The organism is Amycolatopsis sp. Hca4, assembly GCF_013364075.1.
GTDB lineage: Bacteria > Actinomycetota > Actinomycetes > Mycobacteriales > Pseudonocardiaceae > Amycolatopsis.
On the sequence record NZ_CP054925.1, the window covers coordinates 6,149,741 to 6,174,170 of the forward strand.

Genomic DNA, 24,430 nt, shown 5'->3' on the forward strand with positions numbered 1-24,430 from the left:
GGCTTATGTGGTCGACGGTCACGAGCAGCAGCCTTCCGGCTGCGTGGCCTTGTCGACCTGGCCGGTTTGCGCGTCAGGAGTGCAGCACGTGGCCGGGGTGGCGAGTGCCGCGCTGTCGGAACCGAAGGACTGCGAGTCGGCCTTCACCGTGTAGACCTCCCACGGCTCCTGACCAGGGCCGTGCACCCACACCTTGTCCTGCACGGCATAGCAGCAGGTGGTGTTGTCTTCGGTCAGCGTCTCCAGGCCCTCGCCGGTCAGGCGCTTGCTGGCCTCGCTGACCTGGTCGGTCGACTCGACCTCGACGCCGAGGTGGTCCATCACCGTGGCCTGGCCGGGCTCCCCCTGCAGGAGCACGAGCTTGAGCGCCGGTTCGGCGATGGCGAAGTTGGCATAGCCGGGGCGGAGCTTGGCCGGCTCGGTGCCGAACAGCTTCGAGTAGAAGTCGATCGAGCCTTCGAGGTCCCCGACCCGCAGTGCGAGCTGTACTCGTGACATCCCGTCCTCCTTGAATAGACGTTTGTCGAAACAGTGCCTCGGCTTAGATTGGCTTCTACTTAGAAGTCTGTCAAGATAGACGCATGCCGAAACAGCTGCCGATCGCGGCGATGGACGCTTGCTGCTCCCCGCTGGCCCGCGAACCACTGAGCGAGGACCAGGCCGCCGAGCTGTCCAAGCTGTTCAAGGCGATGGCCGACCCGGTCCGCCTGCGGCTGCTCTCGCTGATCGCCTCCCACGCCGGGGGCGAGGCGTGCGTGTGCGACCTGACCGACGCCTTCGACCTGACCGGCCCGACCATCTCCCACCACCTCAAGGTGCTGCGCGAGTCCGGCCTGATCACCGGCGAACGGCGCGGGACCTGGGTGTACTACCGCGTTCACCCTGAGGTGCTGGCCCGCCTCTCGGCCGTGCTGGTCCCCGCCACGCCCTGAACCCTTCCGACAATTCCATTAATCGTTTATCGTCGATGGACGATCAAGGGGGTTGTTGTGCTCGATCGCCACACTGCCGAGACCTACGCGGGCTGGTTCCGCGCGCTGGCCGACCCGACCCGGGTCCAGATCCTCAACCTGCTGGCCTCCAGCGGCGCACCGATGACGGTCGGGCAGATCGTCGAACGGGTCGAGGTCGGCCAGTCCACCGTGTCGGCCCATTTGAAGATCCTCACCGAAGCCCGGTTCGTGCTCGCCGAGCCGCGCGGCACCGCCCGGCTCTACCAGGTCAACCAGCGCTGCGTGTCCTGCTTCCCGACCGCCGCCGACGTCGTCATGGGCCGCGGAGTGCTGCCGTTCGCCGCCGTCACCTGCGAGACCACCCGATGAGCCCCGACCAGGATGCGGTCCGCGAGCGCTACGCCACCGCCGCCCGGCGGGCTCTGGACGGTGTAGGAACCGGCCTGCTCGCCGGCGACGGGGACACCGAACGGCTCGGCGCCGTGCACTACGCCGGCGAGGACATCCCGGCCGAGGTGTCCGCGACCAGCCTCGGGTGTGGCAACCCGCTGGCCGTCGCCGACCTGCACCCCGGAGAAACGGTGCTCGACCTCGGTTCAGGTGGCGGTCTCGACGTCCTGCTGTCCGCCCGCCGCGTCGGCCCGGCCGGCCGCGCCATCGGCCTGGACATGACCGACGACATGCTCACCCTGGCCCGCCGCCACGCCGAGCAGGCCGGTGTCACGAACGCCGAGTTCGTCAAAGGCACGATCGAGCGCATCCCGCTCCCGGACGCCTCGGTCGACGTCGTCATCTCCAACTGCGTCATCGCGTTGTCGTCCGACAAGCCGGCTGTGTTCGCCGAGATCGCCCGAGTCCTGCGACCCGGCGGCCGGCTCGGGATCACCGACATCGTGGCCGACGACACGCTCACCGACGCCGAACGCGCCGACCGCACCGGCGTGGTCGAGTGCCTCGGCGGCGCGCTCACCGCCGACCGCTACCGCGCTCTCCTGCGTGACGCCGGATTCGCCGGCATCGACGTCCGGCTGACCCACGAAGTCGGCGACAAACTGCACTCGGCGACCATCCGTGCCACCCGACCTCACCTGGTCGTCCCGATGACGGCCGACCACGCCGAGCAGGTCTTGACGATCTACCAAGCCGGGCTCGACACCGAGCACGCCAGCTTCGAAACCACCGCCCCCGACTGGGCCACGTGGGACGCCGTTCATCTGCCGGCGCATCGGCTCGTGGCTCTCGATGCCACTGGAGAGGTGCTCGGGTGGACCGCGGTCAGCGCCGTGTCCTCCCGCTGCGTTTACGCCGGGGTTGTCGAGCACAGCGTGTACGTCCGGCCGAGCGCGCACGGTCAAGGCGTCGGCCTTGCGCTCCTGAACGCGCTGATCCGCTCGACCGAGAACGCGGGGATCTGGACGATCCAAAGCGGCATCTTCCCCGAGAACACGGCGAGCCGAGCGCTCCACCGCCGCGCAGGCTTCCGCGAACTCGGTACCCGCGAACGGATCGGCCGGCATCATGGCCAGTGGCGCGACGTCGTGATGATCGAGCGGCGAAGCGCCGCCTCAGGGATCGCGTCGCCTGAGAACCGGTAGTCAGGCAGGCAGCAAAAAGCCCGGCTCGCGAGAGCGAACCGGGCTTGACTTGCGTGGGCCTACCAGGACTTGAACCTGGGACCTCTTCGTTATCAGCGAAGCGCTCTAACCGCCTGAGCTATAGGCCCTTGAACGAGGAGAACTTTACAGGACCCCCGAAGGGGCCCTGCAACCGGGTCACTCCCGTTCGGACAAGGTCACCTCGAGGCCTCCTGCGAGGTCGGCTGAGACGTTGTAGATGAACGCGCTCACCGTGGCCAAGGCCGAGACCAGGACGATGTTGATCGCTCCGAGGATCGCCGCGATGCCGAACACGCGGCCCGCGCTGATCAGGGGTTCTGCCGAGGCGTTGGCCCCTTCGCCGCCGACCAGGGACGAGTACGTTCCGTTCAGCTTGTCCCAGACGCCCATTCCGTCCAGGACCGTGTACAGGACGCCGACCGCCACCAGCCAGACGAAGAACATCGCCACGCCGAGGACCAGGGACAGCTTCAGGACCGACCACGGGTCGAACCGCTTGACCTGCAGGGATGCCCTGCGGGGGCCGCGGCCCGGGCGGCGCAGCGCGCTCGGGCGAGCTCGCTGCGCCGATGCCGGGGGGACCTCGGCGCCGGCCGGCGGGGTGTCCCCGCTGCCTCCGAAGAGGCGGGGGGCTGCGGTGCCCGTGACCACCGGGCGCTCGGCGGCGACCGTCGGGGCGTCCTCCGTGGCCAGCTTGACCGTTGCTTCGGCGTCGCCTTCCTTATCGACCCGCTGCCAGGGTGGGCTCGCCGGCGTTCCGTTCGAACCCGCTGCCTCGGGATTCTCGGTCGGTGTCACGAAGAGTCAGTCCTTACCCGTGCCGTGGGGCGCTGTCCGTAGTTGTGAACTTACTGCTCCGACGGCGCCGTCGTGTCTTCACCCGCTTCGGGCGCTTCGGGAGCGTCACCATTGGCGACGTCCGAGGGCTCGTCCGCGTTGCGTGCGACGGCCAGAAGAGTGGTGCCTTCGCCGAGATTCATCAGCCGGACCCCCTTCGTCTGCCGTCCTGCCTTGCGCACGTCGCCCGCCGGTGTGCGGATCACGCCGCCGCTCGAGGTGATCGCGTACAGCTCGTCCTCGGCGTCGACGATGAGCGCACCCACCAGCCTGCCACGTTTGCGGTCGTGCTGAATGGTGAGCACACCCTTGCCGCCGCGGCCCTGGACCGGGTAGTCCTCGATGGCCGTGCGCTTGGCGTACCCGCCGTCGGTCGCGACAAGCAGGAACTTGCCCTCCTTGACCACGCTGATGCCGAGCAGCTCGTCGCCGTCGTTGAAGCGCATGCCCATCACGCCGGACGTCGGGCGGCCCATCGGGCGGAGCGCTTCGTCCGTGGCGTGGAAGCGGATGGACTGGCCCTCGGCCGACACCAGCAGCAGGTCGTCCTCGGCCGCCGCCAGGACCGCGCCGACCAGCTCGTCGCCTTCGCGCAGGTTGATCGCGATCAGGCCGCCGGAGCGGTTGGAGTCGAAGTCGGTGAGCTTGGTCTTCTTGACCAGGCCGCGCTTGGTGGCGAGCACCAGGTACGGCGCGACGTCGTAGTTCTTGATCTCGATGACTTGGGCGATCTGCTCGTCCGGCTGGAACGCCATCAGGTTCGCCACGTGCTGGCCACGCGCGTTGCGGTTGGCCTCGGGCAGCTCGTACGCCTTGGTCCGGTAGACGCGGCCCTTGTTCGTGAAGAACAGGATCCAGTCGTGCGTCGAGCAGACGAAGAAGTGCTGGACGATGTCGTCCTGCTTCAGCGTCGCGCCCTGCACGCCCTTGCCGCCGCGCTTCTGCGAGCGGTACAAATCCGTTTTCGTCCGCTTGGCGTACCCCGTGCGGGTGATGGTGACGACGACGTCCTCGACCGCGATGAGCTCTTCGTCGGTCACGTCGCCGCTGAAGCCGATGATCTTCGTGCGCCGGTCGTCGCCGTACTTCTCGACGATCGCCATCAGCTCGTCGCGGATCAGCGCGCGCTGCCGCTCCGGCTTCTCGAGGATGTCCTTCAGGTCGGCGATCTCGAGCTCGATCTCGGCCAGCTGGTCGATGATCCGCTGGCGCTCCAGGGCGGCCAGGCGGCGCAGCTGCATGTCGAGGATCGCGGTCGCCTGGATCTCGTCGACGTCCAGCAGCTCCATCAGGGCCGGCCGGGCCTCGTCCGCCGACGGCGACCGCCGGATCAGGGCGATGACCTCGTCGAGCATGTCCAGCGCCTTGACGTACCCGCGCAGGATGTGGGCCCGCTCTTCGGCCTTCTTCAGGCGGAACTTGGTCCGCCGGACGATGACCTCGACCTGGTGCTTCACGTAGTGCCGGATGATCTGGTCGAGCCGCAGCGTGCGCGGCACGCCGTCGACCAGCGCCAGCATGTTGACGCCGAAGTTCTGCTGCAGCTGGGTGTGCTTGAACAGGTTGTTCAGCACGACCTTCGCGACCGCGTCCCGCTTGATCGTGATGACGATCCGCATGCCGGAACGGCTGTTGGACTCGTCGGCGATGTCCGCGATGCCGGTGAGCTTGCCGTCGCGGACCAGGTTCGCGATGTTCTCGACCAGGTTGTCCGGGTTGACCTGGTACGGCAGCTCGGACACGACCAGGATCGTGCGGCCCTTCGCGTCCTCTTCGACCTCGACGACCGCGCGCATCCGGACCGAGCCGCGGCCGGTGCGGTAGGCGTCCTCGATACCGGACGTGCCGAGGATCATCGCCTTGGTCGGGAAGTCCGGGCCCTTGATCCGGACCAGCAGCGCCGCGAGCAGCTCGTCGTCGGTCGCCTCCGGGTTCTCCAGCGCCCAGACGACGCCCTCGGACACCTCGCGCAGGTTGTGCGGCGGGATGTTCGTCGCCATCCCGACCGCGATCCCGGAACCGCCGTTGACCAGCAGGTTCGGGAACCGGGACGGCAGGACGTCGGGCTCCTGCGTGCGGCCGTCGTAGTTGTCGGAGAAGTCGACGGTGTCTTCTTCGATGTCGGCCAGCATCTGCATGGCCAGCGGCGCGAGGCGGGACTCGGTGTACCGCATGGCGGCCGCGGGGTCGTTGCCCGGCGAGCCGAAGTTGCCCTGGCCGTCGATCAGCGGGTAGCGCAGCGACCACGGCTGGGCGAGCCGCACCAGCGCGTCGTAGATCGCCGAGTCGCCATGCGGGTGGTAGTTGCCCATGACGTCGCCGACGACGCGCGAGCACTTGTTGTACCCGCGGTCCGGCCGGAAGCCGGAGTCGAACATCGAGTACAGGATCCGGCGGGCGACCGGCTTGAGGCCGTCCCGCACGTCCGGCAGCGCGCGCGACACGATCACGCTCATCGCGTAGTCGATGTAGGAGCGCTGCATCTCCTGCTGGATGTCGACCGGCTCGATCCGGTCGTGTTCCGGAGCCGGCGGCAGAGTTTCCGTCATGGAGTCCTTCTCGGGGGGAGAGTCCTAAGCGGGGGCGAAGAGCGGGGAACGCCTAGACGTCCAGGAAGCGCACGTCCTTGGCGTTGCGCGTGATGAACGAGCGGCGGGCCTCGACGTCCTCGCCCATCAGGACCGAGAACAGCTCGTCCGCCTGGGCGGCGTCGTCCATCGTGACCTGGCCCAGCAGCCGGTTCGCCGGGTCCATCGTGGTCTCCCACAGCTCTTCGGCGTTCATCTCGCCGAGACCCTTGTAGCGCTGGATCGCGTCGTCCTTCGGCAGCTTCTTGCCGGCCTCGACCCCCGCTTGGATGACGGCGTCGCGCTCGCGGTCGGAGTAGGCGTACTCCGGCTCGGACCGCGGCCACTTGATCTTGTACAGCGGCGGCCGCGACAGGAAGACGTGGCCGTGCTCGATCAGCGGGCTCATGAACCGGAACAGCAGGGTGAGCAGCAGCGTGGTGATGTGCTGGCCGTCGACGTCGGCGTCGGCCATCAGCACGATCTTGTGGTAGCGCAGCTTCGAGAGGTCGAACTCGTCGTGGATGCCGGTGCCCAGCGCGGTGATCAGCGACTGGACCTCGGTGTTCTTCAGGACGCGGTCGATGCGGGCCTTCTCGACGTTGATGATCTTGCCGCGGATCGGCAGGATCGCCTGGTACATCGAGTCCCGGCCCTCCTTGGCCGAGCCGCCGGCCGAGTCACCCTCGACGATGTAGAGCTCGCACTCCTCCGGGTTGGTCGAGCGGCAGTCCTTGAGCTTGCCGGGCAGGCCGCCGATCTCCAGCGCGCCCTTGCGGCGGACCAGGTCACGCGCCTTGCGCGCGGCCATCCGGGCCTGCGCCGAGGAGATCGACTTGTTGATGATCGTCTTCGCCTCGGTCGGGTTGCGCTCGAACCAGTCGGCCAGCCACTCGTTCGACGTCTGCTGCACGAACGTCTTGGCCTCGCTGTTGCCCAGCTTGGTCTTGGTCTGGCCCTCGAACTGCGGCTCGGCCAGCTTGATCGAGACGATCGCGGCGAGGCCCTCGCGCACGTCGTCGCCGGTCAGGTTGGCGTCCTTCTCCTTGAGCAGCTTCTTGTCGCGCGCGTAGGAGTTGACGACGCGGGTCAGCGCGGCGCGGAAGCCCTCTTCGTGGGTGCCGCCCTCGTGGGTGTTGATCGTGTTGGCGAAGGTGTAGACCGACGGCGTGAAGCCGGTGTTCCACTGCATCGCGACCTCGACCTCGAGGCCGGTGCCCTTGGCGTCGAAGGAGATCACGCTGGGGTGGATCGGCTCCTTGCTGCCGTTGATGTGCTTGACGAAGTCCTCGAGCCCGCCCGGGTAGCAGTAGGTCTTCTCCTTGACCCGCGCGACCTTGCCCTCGGCGTCCGCCTCGGTCTCCTCGTCGGCGACGCGCTCGTCACGCAGGGACAGCGTCAGTCCCTTGTTGAGGAACGCCATCTCCTGGAGCCGGCGCGAGATGGTCTCGAAGTTGTAGGTCGTGGTCTCGAAGATGTCGCCGTCGGCCCAGAAGGTGATCGTGGTGCCGGTCTCCGACGCCGGGCCGAGGTCCTCGAGCGGGCCCGGCACCTGGTCGGTGTACTCCTGCCGCCAGCTGCGGCCGCCGTACTTGACTTCGGCGAGCAGCTTCTTCGACAGTGCGTTCACCACCGAGACGCCGACGCCGTGCAGACCGCCGGACACCGCGTAGGAGTCGCTGTCGAACTTGCCGCCCGCGTGGAGCACGGTGAGCACGACCTCGAGGGTCGGCTTCTGCTCCTTGGGGTGCATGTCGACGGGGATGCCGCGGCCGTCGTCGACGACCCGGACCCCGCCGTCGGCGAGGAGGGTAACCTCGACCTTGGTGGCGAACCCGGCCATGGCTTCGTCGACGGAGTTGTCGACGACCTCCTGGACGAGGTGGTGCAGCCCGCGTTCACCGGTGGAACCGATGTACATGCCGGGGCGCTTGCGGACCGCTTCGAGGCCTTCGAGCACCGTGATCGACGACGCGTTGTACTCGCTCTTGTTCTCGGTCACCGGCGTTGTTTCTCCTCGTCTCGCCCGAGCGGACGCTCGCTCCTCTCCAGTGTACTTGGCCGCGTCCGCTGACATGCGGCAAGGACACCCCTGAACGCGTCACAGACGGACGAAATCGGTTCGAGGCGAGTCTTGACGTATCCGAGGAGGTCTGAATGCGTTCTCGGCGCATTCAACCGAGCATCGCGCAACCCGGGTCAGCCGTACGTGTCACGCGGGCCGCGGCCGGGCACGTGACGAGGCCCCTTCCGCCAGCTCGGGGCGGTCGGGCCCTGGATCCGCATCCGCTTGACAACGCCGTTGCCGACCCCCGCCGCGATCTTGGCCAGCAGCTTCCCCTGCAGCAACCGGAGCTGGGTGGCCCACGCGGTCGAGCTGGCGCGGACGGTGAGCTCGCCGTCCTTCAGCGCGACCGGTTGCGCGTGTTCGGCGACGTCTTCGCCGACCAGCCGCGCCCACTGCGCGAAGACGCGGGCGCTGGTGACGCTCTCGTTCCAGCCGCGGTCCCGCATCAGCCGGGAGACGAGCTGGCCGAGCGGCTGGGGGTCGCGTGCGTCCGCGCCCGGTCCCGACCAGCGGCGACGCCGGGGGTTCTGCCCGCCACCGACCGCGGGACGGCGGCGGCCGGGTGGGACGCCCCGCTCCTTGGCCTTGGCCTTCGCGGCCTCCAGCGCGGCGTGGGCGAGGTCGCGTCCGGTCGGGGGCGTCCCGTTCGGCCCAGCGTTGCCATCACGTTCGGTATCCGCCGACGGCTTTGCGCCGGTTTCGGGCGTTTTGTCCCACCCATCCGGCCGCAGGGTCACGGGCAGCGATAACTCATTCACCGTGTTATCCACACTGTCCACAGGTTTGTCCCCAGATCGGGTGCGGTTTGTGCCACCCGTCACACGGGGTGCCCGGTCGCCTCGCTCAGCCACGCGTGATCTCACCATCCGCCACCACGAACCGGTGCCCGGCGAGCTCGCCGGGCACGTCTTCGTCCACCGCCGCGGTCACCAGCACCTGTTCGGCACCCGCGGCCACCTCGGCCAGCCGGGCCCGGCGCTTGCGGTCCAGCTCGGCGAACACGTCGTCGAGCAGGAGCACCGGCTCGCCCGCCTCCGCGCGCAGCAGCTCGTAGCTGCCGAGCCGCAGCGCCAGCGCGAACGACCACGACTCGCCGTGGCTCGCGTAACCCTTGGCCGGCGCCTCGCCCAGGATCAGCTCCAGCTCGTCCCGGTGCGGGCCGACCAGGCTGATCCCGCGCTCGAGCTCGGCCTTGCGGGCTTCACCCAGCGCCTTGAGGAGGACGTCCTTCAGGACCTCGGGTTGCGCCCGCTCACCATCCGGTACGCCGTACGTCTCCGGCAGGGCGTCACCCAGCGACGACTTGTACGAAACCTTCGCCGGCCGCGAGTCGGGCGCGACCCCCATGTACGCCGAAGCCGCGTACGGCGCGAGGTCGGCGACAAGGTTGAGGCGCGCGGCCAGCAGCTCCGCGCCCGCCACCGAAAGGTGGTCGTCCCAGACCTCGAGCGTCGACAGCGCGTACGGGTCTTCGCGGCCCGTACGTCGTTTCCCGGCCGTCTTGAGCAGGGCGTTCCGCTGCTTCAGCACCTTCTCGTAGTCCGCCCGGACCCCCGCGTACCGCGGCGCGCGCAGCACCAGGAGCTCGTCGAGGAACCGTCTTCGCTCACTCGGGTCGCCCCGCACGAGTGCCAGGTCCTCCGGGGAGAACAGCACCGTGCGCAGGATGCCGAGCACGTCACGCGGCTTGCCGACCGCACCGCGGTTGACCCGGGCGCGGTTCGCCCGGCCGGCGGTGATCTCCAGCTCGACGGTCAGCTCGCGGTCGTCGTTGACCACCGCGACCCGCACCAGCGCGCGCTCGCAACCGTGCCGGATGAGCGGCGCGTCCGTCGCGACGCGGTGCGAGCCCAGCGTCGCGACGTACCCGATCGCCTCCAGCAGGTTGGTCTTGCCGCGGCCGTTCTGGCCGACCAGCACGGTCGGCCCCGGTCCGAGGGCGAGATCGGCCTGTGGCCAGGAGCGGAAGTCGGTGACCTGCAGGTGTCGCAGATGCACCAGTTGCTCCTTACCCGCCGACCTTCTTCACGGCGTGCCCGCCGAACTGGTTGCGCAGCGCGGCGACTGCGCGCATCGCGGCCGAGTGCTCCTGCCGCGAGGCGAACCGCGCGAACAGCGCGGCCGAAATGACCGGGGCAGGCACCGCGTTGTTGATCGCCTCTTCGAGCGTCCACCGGCCTTCGCCGGAGTCCTCGACGTAGCCCTCGAGGTCGTCCAGCTCCGGGTCCTCGTCGAGCGCGCGGACGAGCAGGTCGAGCAGCCAGGACCGGACGACCGTGCCGCGCTGCCAGCCCTTGATCACCGCGGGCACGTCCTTGACGACCTTCGCGGCCTCGAGCAGCTCGAAGCCTTCGGCGAAGGCCTGCATCATGCCGTACTCGATGCCGTTGTGGATCATCTTCGCGTAGTGGCCGGCGCCGACGTCGCCGGCGTGCGAGAAGCCCTCTTCGCGCGGACCCTCCGGGCGCAGCGCGTCGAAGATCGGCATCGCCTTCTCGACGTCGGCGGCCGCGCCGCCGACCATCAGGCCGTAGCCGTTGTCCTTGCCCCACACACCGCCGGACACACCGCAGTCGACGTAGCCGATGTTCTTCGCTGCCAGCAGCTCGGCGTTCAGCTTGTCGTCGGTGTACTTCGAGTTGCCGCCGTCGATCACCATGTCGCCGGCGGAGAGCAGGTTGCTCAGCTCGGTGACGGTCTGCCGGGTCGGCTCGCCGGCCGGGACCATGATCCAGACGATCCGCGGGCCGTCCAGTTTGGACACCAGGTCCTCGAGCGACGTCGTGTCGCTGACGTCCGGGTTGCGGTCGTAGCCGACCACCTCGTGACCGGCCGCACGCAGCCGCTCACGCATGTTGAAGCCCATCTTGCCCAGGCCGATCAGACCGAGCTGAACCATCGAGATCCCCTTACGTGCTTCAGGAAGTTGCGGGTCAGCCCGGCAGGCGGACCGGCATCAGGAGGTACAGGTAGCCGGGGACGACGTTGCCCTCGGCGTCGGCGGGCTTGATGAGCGCGGGGCGGTTCGGCGTGGTGAACGTCAGCTCCGCCCGGTCGCTGTGGAGCGCGCCGAGGCCGTCGACGAGGTAACCCGGGTTGAACGCGATGGTCACCGGCTCACCTTCGTACTCGACCTGCAGCTCCTCTTCGGCGCTGCCCTCGTCGTCGCCGCCCGCGGACAACCGCAGCGAGTTGTCCCCGAACTCCAGTCGTACCTGAGTCCCCCGCTCGGCCACCAGCGAAACGCGCTTGATGGCCTCGGTGAGGGTGGACACGCCGATGATCGCGCGCGACGTGTGCGACGCGGGCAGCAGCTGCCGGTACGGCGGGAACTCCGCGTCGAGCAGGCGGGTCGTCGTGTAGCGCCCGGACCCGGACAGGCCGAGCAGGCCTTCGCCGCTGGCGAGGGCGAGGCGGATGGTGGCACCGGACGCGCCGAGCGTCTTGGCCGCCTCGGCGAGCGTGCGCGCCGGGACGAGCACCGCGGCGTCGGCGAGCCCCTCGGCCGGCTGCCAGGTGAACTCGCGCATGGCGAGCCGGAAGCGGTCGGTCGCGACCAGGGTCAGCGAGCTGCCGGAGATCTCCAGGCGCATGCCGGTGAGCATCGGGAGCGTGTCGTCCTTGCCCGCGGCGACGACGACCTGGGTGACGGCCTGGCCGAACGCGTCGCCGGCGAGCTCGCCCGCGAAGGCGGGCTGGGACGGCAGCTGGGGGTAGTCCTCGACCGGCATGGTCGGCAGGGAGAACCGGGCGCTGCCGCACGTGATGGTGGCGCGGGCGCCGTCGACGGAGATCTCGACCGGCTGCGCGGGCAGCGCCTTGGTGATGTCGGCCAGGAGACGCCCGGACACGAGGAGGCGGCCGCCGTCGGCGATCGTCGCGGGGACCCCGACCGTGGCGGAGACCTCGTAGTCGAAGCCGGAGACCGTCAGCGCGTCGGTTTCGCCGTCCGACCCGGCGTCGAGGAGGACACCGCCCAGCACCGGCACCGGAGGCCGGGAGGGGAGGCTTCTGGCCACCCACGCGACGGCGTCGGCGAGCCCGTCACGCTCGACGCGGATCTTCATGCGCGCATCCTTTCGACGATCGAGCCCCCTGCGGGCTCGGGCCAGGCCTCGTTCTCGCGGGGCAGTGACCGGCTGCCCCCTCCGGCCGGTCCGCCCTCCCGCGTGAGCGGCCGGAGCGCGGACCAGGTGCAGGCGTCCACGTTAGGCCGTCGCGGGCGCCGCCGTCACCTCGGCCTCCCCTTGAGTTTGTCGACATGACGACTCGATCTCGCGGCTGTCCCCAGCTTCGGCCTCCGCCTGTTTTTGTTTTGTTCTCTCTTTCAAAAGATCTAAGGGCAGTAGCAGTAATAGGCGTTGTGGATTGTGTGGATCGAGCTCGTTCGCGCAGGTCGGACGGCTCGCGGGCGTGTGGGTAACCCTGGTGGCGGTCCTGTGGGTAGTTCGGGCCGTCCGTGGATGGTTTCGCCCGTCCCCGGATTCGTCCACAGCTGTCCCCAGTTGTCCCCACGGTTGTCCCCAGGTGTGCGGCGATTTGTACCCAGGGTCTGGGGGTGCCGGACGGGGTCCGAACCCCTCTTCCGAGTGACCGGAGCCGCCTGTGCACAGCATGTGGGCAACCTGTGGAATCCGCGTGGACAAGGGTGTGGATGCGCTGTGGATCGGCTGTGGGCGGGGTGTGGAGGGAATCCGGGTCTTCGCTGGTGGGAGATCCGTTGGCACTGTGGGCAATCCGCCCACACGGTGGGGAAAACCCCTTGTGTACAAACAATTTTCGCGAGTTTGGCGAAGCACGCGTACGCGCGCGAAGCAGCGAAGGCGCGTACACCGCTTCGCGTCTCAGAGCGTCCAAAGACGACTGTGCCCGGAGACGACGAAGGGGCGTCCACAGTGAGCGGACGCCCCGAAGTCGTTGGGAGGTAAGGGATGTGCTACTGGCGAGCGCGCTGCTTGATGCGCGAGGTCAGCTCCTGCACCTGGTCGTAGATGCGCCGGCGCTCGGCCATCTCCTTGCGGATCTTCTTGTCCGCGTGCATGACGGTCGTGTGGTCGCGGCCGCCGAACGTCTGCCCGATCTTCGGCAGCGACATGTCGGTCAGCTCGCGGCAGAGGTACATCGCGATCTGGCGGGCCGTGGCGAGCGCCTTCGTCTTGCCGGGGCCGCACAGGTCGTCGAGCGTGACGTCGAAGAACTCGGACGTGACGCCCATGATGGTCGGCGCGGTGATCTCCGGGGCGTGCGAGTCCGGGATCAGGTCGCGCAGCACGATCTCCGCGAGCGCGCTGTCGACCGGCTGCTGGTTCAGCGAGGCGAACGCGGTGACGCGGATGAGCGCGCCTTCGAGTTCCCGGATGTTCGCCTCGACGCGCGAAGCGATGAACTCCAGCACCTCGCCGGGGACCGCCAGCCTGTCCTGCGCCGCCTTCTTCCGGAGGATCGCGATGCGCGTCTCGAGCTCGGGCGGCTGGATGTCGGTGATCAGGCCCCACTCGAACCGCGTCCGCAGCCGGTCTTCCAGCGTTTCGAGGCGCTTCGGCGGGCGGTCGGAGCTGACGACGATCTGCTTGTTCGCGTTGTGGAGGGTGTTGAAGGTGTGGAAGAACTCTTCCTGCGTCCCTTCCTTGCCCTCCAGGAACTGGATGTCGTCGACGAGCAGGATGTCGATGTCGCGGTAGCGCCGCTGGAAGGCGACCTTGCGGTCGTCGCGCAGCGAGTTGATGAAGTCGTTCGTGAACTCTTCGGTCGAGACGTACCGGACGCGCATGCCGGGGAAGAGCCGTTGCGCGTAGTGGCCGACCGCGTGCAGCAGGTGCGTCTTGCCGAGCCCGGACTCACCCCAGATGAAGAGCGGGTTGTACGCGCGGGCCGGCGCTTCGGCGACGGCGACCGCGGCCGCGTGCGCGAAGCGGTTGGACGCGCCGATGACGAAGGTGTCGAACGTGTACTTCTCGTTCAGCTTCGTCTTGGACGTCTGCGGCTGGGCCGGCGCGGTGTACGGCTGGCCGGCGATCGGCTGGCCGGAGAACGTCGGCCAGATCTCGTGGACCGCGGCGAGCGCCTCGCCCTCTTCGTCGACTTCCTCGTCGGTGTCGTCGCCGTCGTCCGGCTTCGGCGCGACGGCCTGGTGCGCCGGCATCGGCATGGGGGGCATCGGCGGCGCCGGTTCGGGGCGCGGCGGCGGCATCATCGGGGCGCCGTTGGCCGGCATCGGCGGAGCGGGTTCGGGGCTCGCGCCGTTTTCCACCCGGCCGGGTGACGGCACGTAGCGGGGCGCGGGAGCCGGGGCGACGGCCTCGGCGCTGTCGACCTTCACGGCGAGGGAGATGGCGCGGCCGAGCCGCCGGGAAAGCGCGTCGGTGATCGCGCCGCGCAGCCCGCGTTCGATCGCTTCCTTCGCGAAGTCGCTGGGGGCCGCGAGCAGCGCCGTGCCGTCGAGGAGGCCGATGGGGCGCGTCACCCGCATCCACGCGCGCTGCTGGGGGGAGAGGGTCCCGTCGGACAGCTCGCGTACCACCTGTTCCCAGATGACACCCAGATTGTGCTGGTGATCCGACACCTGTCTGGCTCCCCTCCCCTCGTCTCCGTGGACGGCCGAACCGGCCCCCGGAACGCCCCGGTCACTCCACCCGGCGATCGCGGGAGACCTGCCCGCACACCGGCACAGCGAATATCCACATAGTTGTCCACAGCTGTGCACTAATGTACGGCGACCCGCGGTGCCGCCACCTGCGGGCTAGCCGTACGCCGGTGGGCACTCCACCACCCGGATACTCGTGCACCTGGAACCGGTGACCCGAGAGAGGCACGCTAACAAGCCCCGCTCGCGGCCACAAGGCATCCTGGGCGGCCAGCATTTCACGGTGCACGGCGGGTTGCCATTCGGTGCCGCGGCGTGGAACTCCACGGGCGCGCCGACCGGTCGCGTACCGTGGCCGAGGGGGTGCTTACCGGCCGCCCGACGGGGGTGCGTACCCTCGTAAGGTCTCCCGTATGCGACGGGTGCGTTTCGCGTGCCCACGTTGTCGTCGCTCGTCGTGACGAGGCCACACGTTGGTAGGAGACACCAGAGACTGCCGTGCGCCCGCACGACACGCCAGGTGGGGAGAAGGAATTCTTCTCGCCCGACGCGAGACACAGGAGAAGCAGTGAGCAAGGGTAAGCGCACCTTCCAGCCGAACAACCGCCGCCGCGCGAAGACCCACGGGTTCCGGCTGCGCATGCGGACCCGCGCCGGCCGGGCCATCCTGGCGGCCCGCCGTCGCAAGGGCCGCGAAGCGCTGTCCGCCTGATCGCGCCGATCGGGGCGCGCCGTGCTGCCGGCTGCCGCACGCCTGCGGCGGAGTGAGGATTTCCGCGTGGTTCTCCGTCGCGGGTCCCGGGCAGGCAGGCGCCGCCTCGTCGTCCACGCGCTGACCACGGACCCGTCCGCGGCCGCTGAAGTCCCTTCAGCGGCCAGGGCGGGTTTTGTGGTGAGCAAGGCCGTCGGCAACTCGGTGGTCCGCCACCGGGTCAGCCGCCGGTTGCGTCATCTCGTTTCGGACAGGCTCGGAACACTGCCCGCCGGCACGTCGTTGGTCGTACGGGCATTGCCGCCGTCGTCGACCGCGTCCAGCGCCGAGCTCGGATCCGATCTCGACGCCGCGTTGCGTCGGCTCGGGCTTCTGTCGTCGCGCCGTCCGGCCGGGGATGTCCCCCGCCCGACGCGTCCCGCGGACGCGGCCCCCGACCACGGATCAGCGGTGTGACCGGCATGCGAGCCACCCCCGAGCACGACCACCAGCACGAGCACGACGTCGAACCCGAGCCGTCACGGCCGGGTCCCGTCGCCTGGGTGCTGCTGCTGCCCATCAAGCTCTACCGCAAGGCGATTTCGCCGTTCCTCCCGCCGGCCTGCCGGTTCTACCCGAGCTGCAGCGCGTACGCAGTCGAAGCCCTGACCCGGCACGGTGCCGGCCGCGGCTCCTACCTCGCGCTGCGCCGGCTGCTGCGCTGCGGCCCGTGGACGCCCCCCGGCCGCGACCCCGTGCCCGAGACGTTCTCGTGGCGCCACCGACGACCTGAAACACCGATCGAGGAGTAGCAGCAGTGCTCGATTTCATCTACTACCCCGTGTCCTTCATCCTCTGGTGTTGGCACAAGGTCTTCGGGTTCGTCTTCGGGGAGTCGACGGCGATCGCCTGGATCCTCGGCATCATCTTCCTGACGTTCACCGTCCGCGGCATCATGTTCAAGCCGTTCGTGAACCAGGTCCGGTCGATGAAGAAGATGCAGGACTTCGCGCCGGAGATGAAGAAGATCCAGAAGAAGTACGCGAACGACCGGCAGCGCCAGGCCGCGGAGATGCAGAAGCTCCAGAAGGAGCACGGCGTCAACCCGCTGGGCAGCTGCCTGCCGATGCTGCTCCAGATCCCGGTCTTCATCGGCCTGAACCACGTCCTGCGCGCGTTCACCATGCCGCCGCCCGGTGGTGGCCCCAAGACCGAGAACTACTTCTTCAGCCAGCACGACGTCGAGTCCTACGTCAACGCGAAGCTCTTCGGCGTCAACCTCGGTGAGGCCGTCTACAACGGTGTCGGCGTCGTCAGCGGCGGGGCCACGAACGTCGGCTTCCACTGGAGCGTGCTCCCGGTCGCGCTGCCCCTGATGATCGTCGCGTCGATCGCCACGCACCTCACCGCGCGGCACTCGGTGGCCCGGCAGAACGCCGCGTCGGCCACCCCGCAGACCGCGATCATGAACAAGCTGACGATGTACATCTTCCCGCTCGGTGTGCTCGTCTTCGGTGCCCTGTTCCCGCTCGGCCTCCTCTTCTACTGGCTGGCGAACAACGGCTGGACCCTGATGCAGCAGCGCCTCGTCTACACGAAGATCGACAAGGAAGAGGCCGCTCGCAAGGCGGAGGCCGCGGAGAAGCGCGCGACCCTCGGGCCGAAGCCGGGCCAGAAGCCGACCGCGCCGAAGGTCGGGCAGAAGCCGGTCCAGCAGAAGAAGAACCAGCCCGCGCAGGCCGGCTCGGCGAAGAAGGTCACGAAGGCGGGCTCGGCCCACGGCTTCGCGCAGACGACCCCGGCGGAGGCGACCGCCAAGGCGGACGGCGCGACCGCGGCGGCCCCGGCCCCGGCCGACACCCCCAACGGCCAGAACGGTTCGAAGGACAACGGCACCGGCGTGCCGGGCCTTCTCAAAGACTCGACCAGGAAGTCGGGCCGGAAGCGCCGCTGAGGCGCGACCGGTTCGGAGAGGAGACGAATGATGTCGGAGACGATCGACACGATCGACGCCGATAAGGACGACGTGACCCCGGAGCCGGCCGCGGAGGCAGCGGGCGAGGAGAAGGCGGGCGGTGACGACATCCTCGTGCAGGAGGGTGACATCGCCGGCGACTACCTCGAGCGCCTGCTGGACCTGCTCGACTACGACGGCGACATCGACCTCGACGTGGAGGCCGGCCGCGCGATCGTGAGCATCGACGGCGGCGAGGACCTCGAGAAGCTCGTCGGCCCGCGGGGCACGGTGCTCGAGGCGCTGCAGGAGCTGACCCGCCTGGCGGTCCAGCAGGAGACGGGCTCCCGCAGCCGCCTGATGCTGGACATCGCGGGCTGGCGCGCGGACCGCCGCGAGGAGCTCAAGGAGCTCGGCCGTTCGACGGCGGAGTCGGTCCTCAAGAGCGGCGAGCGCGTGCGGCTGCAGCCGATGAGCCCGTTCGAGCGCAAGGTGGTCCACGACGCGGTGGCGACGGTCTCGGGCGTCACGAGCGAGAGCGAAGGCGAAGACCCGAAGCGGCGCGTGGTGATCTTCCCGGAGTCCTGAGCTCCGGCCAGCTTCGCGAGCGGCCCCATCCGACTGGTTCGGGTGGGGCCGCTTCTTTGTGCGCACGGGCGGCGGCGGGGCTCGTTCGGGGCGGCGGATCTGTGCCGGTCGGATCGGATGGCGGTGGGTGGCCCGGCCCGCGGGATGCTGCCGTCGGCGCGGCTGCGCGGCTGCGCGGCGCGGGCTGGTCGGCACCCGATCGAGTCGGCAGCTGGGTCGCGGCGTTGGCTAGCCGGCACGTGCGCGCTCGTGGTTAGCGACTCCACCGACCGCGTGGCTGCGCGCTTGATTGCTCCGTCGGAAGCGCTGCTGGGTTGAATTACACCGGTGATGTTTCACGTGGAACGGTTTACGAGCGCGGCTGGCTGAGTGGAGTTCTCCACATCTTCGGACTGTCGGCTCGTCTTCTCCGGTTCATCGGGGACAATCGAGCGAGCGCGGTTTCACGTGAAACCGGCGGACGAGGAGTAGACGGAGTGAGCTTGGAGCAGGCGGCGGCGCGGGTGTTCGGAGAGCACGTCGACCGAGCGGCCGGGTACGTCGAACTCCTGGAGCGGCACGGGGTCGAGCGGGGGCTGATCGGTCCGCGGGAAGTCGAGCGGCTGTGGGAACGGCACGTGCTCAACTCGGCGGTGATCGGCGAGCAGATGCCCGAAGGTGCCCGCGTGGTCGACGTCGGGTCCGGCGCCGGGCTTCCGGGTGTACCGCTGGCGATCGCGCGACCGGACCTCGATATCGTCTTGCTCGAACCGATGGCCCGCCGGGTGGACTGGCTGGCCGAGGTGGCCGAGAAGCTGGAACTCCCGATCACCATCGTCCGTGGACGCGCGGAGGAGCGGCCTGTGCGTGAGCAGCTCGGTGGCGCCGACATCGTCACCGCTCGCGCGGTCGCCCCGCTCGCCAAGCTCGCGGACTGGTGCCTGCCGCTCGTTCGTCCCGATGGCTTCCTGGTCGCCCTCAAGGGCGCCAGCGCGGCGGACGAGGTCGAGCGGGACGGTGCCGCCATCCGGAAGGCCGGCGGGGCCGACCCGCTGATCGTCGAGTGCGGTGCCGCCGTACTAGAGGTCCCCAGCACGGTTGTGAAGATCCGGCGCCTGCCGTCGGCGACGAAGCCGAAGGCGCGGAGCAGGAAGCGTTAACGGGCCGCGATGTTCCACGTGAAACGAAGCGACTCGACCACCGACCAGACGTCTAGATGGAGGAGGTGTCGAGACCGGTGAATCCCCCGCCGTCCGACTCCACGGAGACCAGCCACGACGTGGGCTGGACGCCGATCGCCGAAGAAGCCGCCCGCGCCGCGCGTCTGTTGCACCCGAAGGAGGGGGAACTCCCCCGCCCCGGGCGTCGTCGCGTGCTGACCGTCGCCAACCAGAAGGGCGGCGTCGGCAAGACCACCAGCACGGTGAACCTCGCCGCCGCGCTTGCGGTCCACGGGCTCAAGACGCTCGTCGTCGACCTCGACCCGCAGGGCAACGCGAGCACCGCGCTCGACGTCGACCACCGGTCCGGGACGCCCTCCATCTACGAGGTGCTCATCGGCGAGGTGACGCTCGCCGAGGCCGCCCAGCCGACCGAGCAGTCCCCCAACCTCTTCTGCGTCCCCGCGACGATCGACCTCGCCGGCGCCGAGATCGAGCTCGTCTCGATGGCGTCCCGCGAGTCCCGGCTCAAGGAGGCCATCTCCTCGGAGATCCTCGACGAGATCGGCGTCGACTACGTCCTCATCGACTGCCCGCCGTCGCTCGGCCTGCTGACGGTCAACGCGATGGTCGCCGCGCAGGAGGTGCTCATCCCGATCCAGTGCGAGTACTACGCGCTCGAAGGTCTGGGGCAGCTGCTGAGCAACATCGAGCTCGTGCAGCAGCACCTCAACCGCGAACTCCGGGTCTCGACGATCCTGCTCACCATGTACGACGGCCGCACCAAGCTGGCCGACCAGGTGACCAACGAGGTCCGGAACCACTTCGGCGACACCGTCCTCAAGACGGTCATCCCCCGCAGCGTGAAGGTGTCCGAGGCACCCGGGTACGGCCAGACCGTGCTCGCCTACGACCCCGGCTCGCGCGGGGCGATGAGCTACGTCGACGCGGCCAAGGAGATCGCCGAGCGCGGCGCACAAATGGAGAAGGGTAGTTCGACATGACCGAGCGTCGAGGAGGGCTGGGGCGCGGCCTCGCCGCCCTGATCCCGACCGGACCGGCCACCGGCGGGCCACTGCCGACGCCGTCCGCCGACGCGGCCGACAAGAAGACGGCCGAGGACAAGGGCTGGTTCGCGGCGAACGGCGCGGCCGGCCAGCGTCCGGAGGTCAGCGGCGAGGTAGCCGGGGCGGTCTACCGCGAGATCCCGGTCAGCTCGATCAAGCCGAACCCGAAGCAGCCGCGCCAGGTCTTCGACGAAGACGCGCTCGCCGAACTCGAGCACTCGATCCGCGAGTTCGGGCTCATGCAGCCCATCGTCGTCCGCGAACTCGGGAACGACGAGTACGAGCTCGTCATGGGCGAGCGGCGGTTGCGTGCTTCGCAGCAGGCGGAGCTCGAGGCGATCCCGGCGATCGTCCGGCAGACCGCCGACGAGTCGATGCTGCGCGACGCGCTCCTGGAGAACATCCACCGCGTCCAGCTGAACCCGCTCGAAGAGGCGGCAGCGTACCAGCAGCTGCTCGACGAGTTCGCGGTCACCCACGAGGAGCTGGCGAGCCGGATCGGCCGCAGCCGCCCGGTCATCACCAACACGATCCGGCTCCTCAAGCTCCCCCTGCCGGTGCAGCGCCGGGTGGCCGCGGGCGTCCTGTCCGCCGGCCACGCCCGCGCGCTGCTGTCGCTGGAGGACGCCGAAAGCCAGGAGGAGCTCGCCGCGCGGATCGTCGCGGAGGGCATGTCGGTCCGGGCGACCGAGGAAGCCGTCACGCTCAAGAAGAGCGAGAAGCCGGCCAAGCCGAAGCCCGCGCCGCGCAAGCCGATCCAGGCGCCGGGGTTGCAGGAGCTCGCGAACCGGCTCTCGGATCGCTTCGACACCCGGGTGAAGGTCGACCTCGGCCGCCGGAAGGGCCGGATCACGCTCGAGTTCGGGTCCGTCGACGACCTCGAGCGAATCGTCGCGCTCATCGATCCGAACGGGACGAATCAGACACCGAAAACCGATTAGGGATCACCCCAGGGTGTTTCGTCACGGTGATGATTGCTCCTCGGAGCGGTGACGTACACGCGAAGTGATCACACGAAAAAGGCCGCCACGGAGGTTCCGAGGCGGCCTTTCGCGTGGGTAAGAGTCAGCGGGAGACAGCCCGCGCGATGAGTTCGGCGAACACCGCACCGAGCGACTTGCCCGCCGCCTCGATCGCCATCGGCACGGTCGACGTCTCGGTGAGACCCGGCGACGGGTTCACTTCGAGAAAGTGAACCGTGCCGTCCGCCCCGACGACCGCGTCGGTGCGCGAGATATCACGCAGCCCGAGCACGCGGTGCGCGGCGACGGCCAGCTCGGCCACCGCCTTGGCCGCGGCGTCGTCGAGCCGGGCCGGGGTGAAGAAGTCGGTCAGGCCGGCCGTGTAGCGGGCCGTGTAGTCGTACACGCCGCTCTCCGGCACGATCTCGACCGCGGGAAGGGCTTCGGGGCCGTCTTCGCCCTCGATGACCGTCACGGCCACCTCGACGCCGTCCACGAACCGCTCCGCGAGCACCGTGTCCCCGTAGGCGAAGCAGCCGACCATCGCGGCCGGCAGTTCCGCCGCCTCGCGCACCACCTGCGTGCCCAGCGCGGAGCCGCCCTGGTCCGGCTTGAGGATCAGCGGCAGGCCGAGGCGCTCCACCATCGCGTCGAGCACCGCCTGGGCGCCGAGCTCGCGGAACGTGCTGTGCGGCAGCACCACCCAGTCCGGCGTCACGAACCCGGCGTTCTGCAGCAGCGCCTTCGCCGTCGGCTTGTCCCACGCGCGGCGGCAGCCCTGGGAGCCGGTGCCGACGAACGGCACGCCCAGCATCTCCAGCACCGTCTGCACCGAGCCGTTCTCGCCCTCGCCGCCGTGCAGCGCGACGACCACCGCGTCCGGGCGCTGCGTGCGCAGCCGCTCCAGCAGGCCCCCGTCGGTGTCCCACTCCTCGATGCCGAAGCTCTCGGACTTGAGCGCTGCGGAGAGCCGCCGCCCGGACCTCAGCGAGACGTCACGCTCGTGCGAGAGCCCGCCGGCGAGCACGGCAACGGTACGGTCGACCACCGTGGAAACTCCTTAAAGAAGAAGAAAGAATCAGACCGTGTCCGGGGACGGGTTCTGCGGCCCCTTGATCTGGCGCGAGGTCACGCTACCGAAGGTGCGCGCGAGGTCCATTTCGGACTCCAGCACCGCCGCCAGCCGCCGCACGCCCTCACGGATGCGCTCCGGCGTCGGGTAGCAGTAGGAGAGCCGCATCTGGCGGCTGCCGAACCCGTCGGCGTAGAAGCCGGTTCCGGACGCGTACGCCACCCGCGCGGTCACCGCGCGCGGCAGCATCGCCTTGGTGTCGACGCCCTCCGGCACCGTCACCCACACGTAGAACCCGCCGTCCGGCTTGGTCCACGAGCAGCCGGGCGGCAGGTACTGGTCGAGCGCGGACAGGATCGCGTCCCGCCGCTCGCGGTAGTTCTCGCGGAACTTCTTGATCTGGCCCTTCCAGTCGTGCGTGGCGAGGTAGCGCGACACGATCAGCTGGTTCAGCGTCGGCGGGCACAGCGTCGCCGACTCCGCGGCGAGCACGAGCTTCTCGCGCACGGCGTGCGGCGCCAGCACCCAGCCGACGCGCAGGCCGGAGGCGAACGTCTTCGAGAACGACCCGAGGTACACGACGTTGTCCGGGTCGGTCGACCGCAGCGCGGGGTACGTCTGCCCGTCGAAGCCGAGCAACCCGTACGGGTTGTCTTCGACGACCAGGACACCGTGCTCGCGGCAGATCTCCAGGATCTCCGCGCGGCGCTCGACGGCCAGCGTGACGCCGGCGGGGTTGTGGAAGTTCGGGATCGTGTACAGGAACTTGACCCGGCGGCCGGCCTTCTTCGTCCGGTCGAGCGCTTCGCGCAGCAGCGACGGGACCAAGCCCTGGTCGTCCATCTCGACGTGCACGACCTGCGCCTGGTAGGCGGCGAACGAGCCCAGCGCGCCGACGTACGACGGGCCTTCGGCGATCACGACGTCACCCGGGTCGCAGAACAGCCGCGTGACCATGTCCAGGCCCATCTGCGAGCCGACGGTCACCACGACGTCGTCCGGGTGCGCCTTGATGCCCTCCAAGGCCATGATTTCGCAGATCTGCTCGCGCAGCACCGGGACGCCGTGCGCCGAGCCGTACTGCAGGGCCACCAGGCCGTCTTCGGCGATGATCTCGGCCACCTGCGCCGAGAGCGTGTCGAGCGGGAGCGCCGCCAGGTTCGGCATGCCGCCGGCCAGCGAGACCACCTCGGGCCGGCTGGCCACCGCGAACAGCGCCCGGATCTCGGAGGCGGTCATCCCCGCGGTGCGCGCGGCGTACCGCTCGAGGTGCGGGTCGAGGTTCTGGCGGCCGCTGGGCCGCTGGCTGGGGCGGTTCTCGGTCATCGACGATTCACCCGGGGCTCGGTGGACACGGTCACTCCCGCGGGAGCTGGTAGATCCCATCGAGTGTAACCGGGCACCCATCAGGACCCCCTGGCCTTTCGGTGCTCGTCACATCGGCCTATCCTCGACCCTGGCTCCCGTGTTCGTGCCGTGGATAGCGCGCGGCCTGACGAGCGGGCCGCCGGTCGGGAGCGCAGGTCAGGGAGGTCGCGGGTGTCGCGTCGCGTCGTGGGCGTCACACTGGACAACCTGGAGCACCTGCCGAAGAGCTGCCGCCGGTGCGTGTACTGGGAGCTCGCCCCGCACCTCAAGCACCAGGCCGAGGAGTTCGGCGCGACCGAGGTCGAGAAGGAAGCCTGGGTGTCGAGCGTGCTGCTCGAGTGGGGCTCCTGCGGCCGGATCGTCTACAGCGACACGCTGCCGGTCGGGTTCGTGCTGTACGCCCCGCCGAACGCCGTCCCGCGCGCGCTGGCCTTCCCGACGTCGCCGCCGAGTGCGGATGCCGTCCTGCTGACCGCCTTCCAGGTGCTCCCCGAGTTCCGCGGTGGTGGCCTCGGCCGGATGCTCGTCCAGGCAGTGGCCAAGGACCTCACCAAGCGCGGTGTCCGCGCCATCGAGGCGTTCGGTGACGCGAAGCCCGACGAGCCGGACCCCGACGGCGGCCACAGCTGCGTGCTGCCGGCGGCCTTCCTGCAGAGCGTCGGCTTCAAGACGGTCCGCCCGCACCAGAAGTGGCCCCGCCTGCGCCTCGAGCTGCGGTCGGCGATCACCTGGAAGGAAGACGTCGAGGCGGCCCTGGAGCGGCTGCTCGGCCAGGTGACGATCACCACCGCCGAGCCCAGCCTCGGCCGCGCCTGATTCCGTACCCGCAAACGTTTGCGCCTGGGTGTCCACGCACCTCGAAGGCACGTGTGCACAACTGTGGAAGAAGTGCCGAGTTATCCACAGAGCGCTGATAGGAGCGGTGGAAAAGCTGTGGAGAACTGCCCCGAAACCTGGGGACGCGC

The 24,430-nt window shown here is 69.3% G+C and carries 23 protein-coding genes and 1 tRNA gene; 12 read left to right on the top strand and 12 right to left on the bottom strand.

Features of this window, described 5'->3' with window-relative positions; genetic code table 11:
• Nucleotides 1-18 precede the first annotated feature (18 nt).
• Nucleotides 19-498, bottom strand: coding sequence for an ArsI/CadI family heavy metal resistance metalloenzyme (locus HUT10_RS27395; protein WP_176173829.1), 480 nt, complete (start codon nucleotides 496-498; stop codon nucleotides 19-21).
• Nucleotides 499-581: 83 nt separating this feature from the next.
• Here HUT10_RS27395 and HUT10_RS27400 point away from each other — a divergent pair, with 83 nt between their 5' ends.
• Genes HUT10_RS27400 through HUT10_RS51270 form a run of 3 tightly spaced genes read left to right on the top strand, consistent with a single transcriptional unit; the run spans nucleotide 582 to nucleotide 2,548 of the window.
• A complete protein-coding gene (locus tag HUT10_RS27400; RefSeq protein WP_176173830.1) occupies nucleotides 582-932 on the top strand; it encodes a metalloregulator ArsR/SmtB family transcription factor in 351 nt (116 codons plus the stop codon).
• A gap of 57 nt (nucleotides 933-989) precedes the next feature.
• On the top strand, nucleotides 990-1,322 hold the full coding sequence (locus HUT10_RS27405) for a helix-turn-helix transcriptional regulator (protein WP_176173831.1): 333 nt from the start codon (nucleotides 990-992) through the stop codon (nucleotides 1,320-1,322).
• Entirely contained in the window at nucleotides 1,319-2,548 is a 1,230-nt protein-coding gene (locus tag HUT10_RS51270) for a GNAT family N-acetyltransferase (protein WP_254897057.1), read from the top strand. The genes HUT10_RS27405 and HUT10_RS51270 overlap by 4 nt, the downstream gene beginning before the upstream one ends.
• A 54-nt stretch (nucleotides 2,549-2,602) precedes the next feature.
• Here the strand turns inward: HUT10_RS51270 and HUT10_RS27420 are convergent.
• The 9 genes from HUT10_RS27420 to dnaA all read right to left on the bottom strand — a co-directional run bounded on the left by HUT10_RS27420 (nucleotide 2,603) and on the right by dnaA (nucleotide 14,603).
• Nucleotides 2,603-2,676: transfer RNA gene (locus HUT10_RS27420), tRNA-Ile, on the bottom strand.
• A 49-nt stretch (nucleotides 2,677-2,725) separates the two neighbouring features.
• A complete protein-coding gene (locus HUT10_RS27425; RefSeq protein WP_176173832.1) occupies nucleotides 2,726-3,367 on the bottom strand; it encodes a DUF3566 domain-containing protein in 642 nt (213 codons plus the stop codon).
• A 50-nt stretch (nucleotides 3,368-3,417) separates the two neighbouring features.
• Entirely contained in the window at nucleotides 3,418-5,955 is a 2,538-nt protein-coding gene (gyrA, locus tag HUT10_RS27430; protein ID WP_176173833.1) for a DNA gyrase subunit A, read from the bottom strand.
• Nucleotides 5,956-6,007: 52 nt separating this feature from the next.
• On the bottom strand, nucleotides 6,008-7,975 hold the full coding sequence (gyrB, locus tag HUT10_RS27435) for a DNA topoisomerase (ATP-hydrolyzing) subunit B (RefSeq protein WP_176173834.1): 1,968 nt from the start codon (nucleotides 7,973-7,975) through the stop codon (nucleotides 6,008-6,010).
• A 197-nt stretch (nucleotides 7,976-8,172) separates the two neighbouring features.
• Nucleotides 8,173-8,646, bottom strand: coding sequence for a DciA family protein (locus HUT10_RS27440; RefSeq protein ID WP_176178033.1), 474 nt, complete (start codon nucleotides 8,644-8,646; stop codon nucleotides 8,173-8,175).
• A gap of 238 nt (nucleotides 8,647-8,884) precedes the next feature.
• Nucleotides 8,885-10,039 (bottom strand): DNA replication/repair protein RecF, encoded by a 1,155-nt coding sequence (recF, locus tag HUT10_RS27445; RefSeq protein WP_176173835.1) that lies wholly within the window; start codon nucleotides 10,037-10,039, stop codon nucleotides 8,885-8,887.
• Between the two features lie 10 nt (nucleotides 10,040-10,049).
• A complete protein-coding gene (gene gnd / locus HUT10_RS27450; RefSeq protein ID WP_176173836.1) occupies nucleotides 10,050-10,940 on the bottom strand; it encodes a phosphogluconate dehydrogenase (NAD(+)-dependent, decarboxylating) in 891 nt (296 codons plus the stop codon).
• Between the two features lie 34 nt (nucleotides 10,941-10,974).
• Nucleotides 10,975-12,108 carry a DNA polymerase III subunit beta gene (dnaN, locus tag HUT10_RS27455; RefSeq protein ID WP_176173837.1) on the bottom strand — a complete coding sequence of 378 codons (1,134 nt, stop codon included), beginning with the start codon at nucleotides 12,106-12,108 and terminating at the stop codon, nucleotides 10,975-10,977.
• Nucleotides 12,109-12,977: 869 nt separating this feature from the next.
• Nucleotides 12,978-14,603: a chromosomal replication initiator protein DnaA gene (gene dnaA / locus HUT10_RS27460; RefSeq protein WP_176173838.1), complete on the bottom strand. Its 1,626-nt coding sequence runs from the start codon at nucleotides 14,601-14,603 to the stop codon at nucleotides 12,978-12,980.
• A 589-nt stretch (nucleotides 14,604-15,192) separates the two neighbouring features.
• On the opposite strand from dnaA, the gene rpmH reads away from it, so the two are divergent.
• From rpmH to HUT10_RS27500, 8 genes are all read left to right on the top strand, one after another.
• Nucleotides 15,193-15,336, top strand: coding sequence for a 50S ribosomal protein L34 (rpmH, locus tag HUT10_RS27465; RefSeq protein WP_091288857.1), 144 nt, complete (start codon nucleotides 15,193-15,195; stop codon nucleotides 15,334-15,336).
• Between the two features lie 21 nt (nucleotides 15,337-15,357).
• On the top strand, nucleotides 15,358-15,792 hold the full coding sequence (gene rnpA, locus HUT10_RS27470; protein WP_176173839.1) for a ribonuclease P protein component: 435 nt from the start codon (nucleotides 15,358-15,360) through the stop codon (nucleotides 15,790-15,792).
• A 5-nt stretch (nucleotides 15,793-15,797) separates the two neighbouring features.
• Nucleotides 15,798-16,127: a membrane protein insertion efficiency factor YidD gene (gene yidD / locus HUT10_RS27475; RefSeq protein WP_176173840.1), complete on the top strand. Its 330-nt coding sequence runs from the start codon at nucleotides 15,798-15,800 to the stop codon at nucleotides 16,125-16,127.
• Between the two features lie 5 nt (nucleotides 16,128-16,132).
• Entirely contained in the window at nucleotides 16,133-17,269 is a 1,137-nt protein-coding gene (gene yidC / locus HUT10_RS27480; RefSeq protein ID WP_176173841.1) for a membrane protein insertase YidC, read from the top strand.
• Between the two features lie 30 nt (nucleotides 17,270-17,299).
• Nucleotides 17,300-17,857: a R3H domain-containing nucleic acid-binding protein gene (locus tag HUT10_RS27485; protein ID WP_176173842.1), complete on the top strand. Its 558-nt coding sequence runs from the start codon at nucleotides 17,300-17,302 to the stop codon at nucleotides 17,855-17,857.
• Between the two features lie 476 nt (nucleotides 17,858-18,333).
• A complete protein-coding gene (gene rsmG, locus HUT10_RS27490; protein WP_176173843.1) occupies nucleotides 18,334-18,996 on the top strand; it encodes a 16S rRNA (guanine(527)-N(7))-methyltransferase RsmG in 663 nt (220 codons plus the stop codon).
• Nucleotides 18,997-19,052: 56 nt separating this feature from the next.
• Complete coding sequence (locus HUT10_RS27495) at nucleotides 19,053-20,000, top strand: ParA family protein (RefSeq protein WP_254897058.1); 948 nt, start codon at nucleotides 19,053-19,055, stop codon at nucleotides 19,998-20,000.
• Nucleotides 19,997-21,004 (top strand): ParB/RepB/Spo0J family partition protein, encoded by a 1,008-nt coding sequence (locus HUT10_RS27500; protein ID WP_176173844.1) that lies wholly within the window; start codon nucleotides 19,997-19,999, stop codon nucleotides 21,002-21,004. The genes HUT10_RS27495 and HUT10_RS27500 overlap by 4 nt, the downstream gene beginning before the upstream one ends.
• Nucleotides 21,005-21,128: 124 nt before the next feature.
• On the opposite strand, the gene HUT10_RS27505 is transcribed toward HUT10_RS27500, so the two are convergent.
• A complete protein-coding gene (locus tag HUT10_RS27505; RefSeq protein WP_176173845.1) occupies nucleotides 21,129-22,073 on the bottom strand; it encodes a D-alanine--D-alanine ligase in 945 nt (314 codons plus the stop codon).
• A 30-nt stretch (nucleotides 22,074-22,103) separates the two neighbouring features.
• Nucleotides 22,104-23,423 carry a PLP-dependent aminotransferase family protein gene (locus HUT10_RS27510; protein WP_176173846.1) on the bottom strand — a complete coding sequence of 440 codons (1,320 nt, stop codon included), beginning with the start codon at nucleotides 23,421-23,423 and terminating at the stop codon, nucleotides 22,104-22,106.
• Between the two features lie 213 nt (nucleotides 23,424-23,636).
• Here HUT10_RS27510 and HUT10_RS27515 point away from each other — a divergent pair, with 213 nt between their 5' ends.
• Complete coding sequence (locus HUT10_RS27515) at nucleotides 23,637-24,281, top strand: GNAT family N-acetyltransferase (RefSeq protein ID WP_176173847.1); 645 nt, start codon at nucleotides 23,637-23,639, stop codon at nucleotides 24,279-24,281.
• Nucleotides 24,282-24,430 lie beyond the last annotated feature (149 nt).

What these genes read in the sequence shown, in the direction of transcription:
- HUT10_RS27510 (WP_176173846.1), bottom strand. Translation starts at nt 23,423, where the DNA reads ATGACCGAGAACCGCCCCAGCCAGCGGCCCAGCGGCCGCCAGAACCTC.
- dnaN (WP_176173837.1), bottom strand. Translation starts at nt 12,108, where the DNA reads ATGAAGATCCGCGTCGAGCGTGACGGGCTCGCCGACGCCGTCGCGTGG.
- HUT10_RS27485 (WP_176173842.1), top strand. Translation starts at nt 17,300, where the DNA reads ATGTCGGAGACGATCGACACGATCGACGCCGATAAGGACGACGTGACC.
- gnd (WP_176173836.1), bottom strand. Translation starts at nt 10,940, where the DNA reads ATGGTTCAGCTCGGTCTGATCGGCCTGGGCAAGATGGGCTTCAACATG.
- HUT10_RS27500 (WP_176173844.1), top strand. Translation starts at nt 19,997, where the DNA reads ATGACCGAGCGTCGAGGAGGGCTGGGGCGCGGCCTCGCCGCCCTGATC.
- yidD (WP_176173840.1), top strand. Translation starts at nt 15,798, where the DNA reads ATGCGAGCCACCCCCGAGCACGACCACCAGCACGAGCACGACGTCGAA.
- HUT10_RS27400 (WP_176173830.1), top strand. Translation starts at nt 582, where the DNA reads ATGCCGAAACAGCTGCCGATCGCGGCGATGGACGCTTGCTGCTCCCCG.
- HUT10_RS27495 (WP_254897058.1), top strand. Translation starts at nt 19,053, where the DNA reads ATGGAGGAGGTGTCGAGACCGGTGAATCCCCCGCCGTCCGACTCCACG.
- HUT10_RS51270 (WP_254897057.1), top strand. Translation starts at nt 1,319, where the DNA reads ATGAGCCCCGACCAGGATGCGGTCCGCGAGCGCTACGCCACCGCCGCC.
- gyrA (WP_176173833.1), bottom strand. Translation starts at nt 5,955, where the DNA reads ATGACGGAAACTCTGCCGCCGGCTCCGGAACACGACCGGATCGAGCCG.
- HUT10_RS27395 (WP_176173829.1), bottom strand. Translation starts at nt 498, where the DNA reads ATGTCACGAGTACAGCTCGCACTGCGGGTCGGGGACCTCGAAGGCTCG.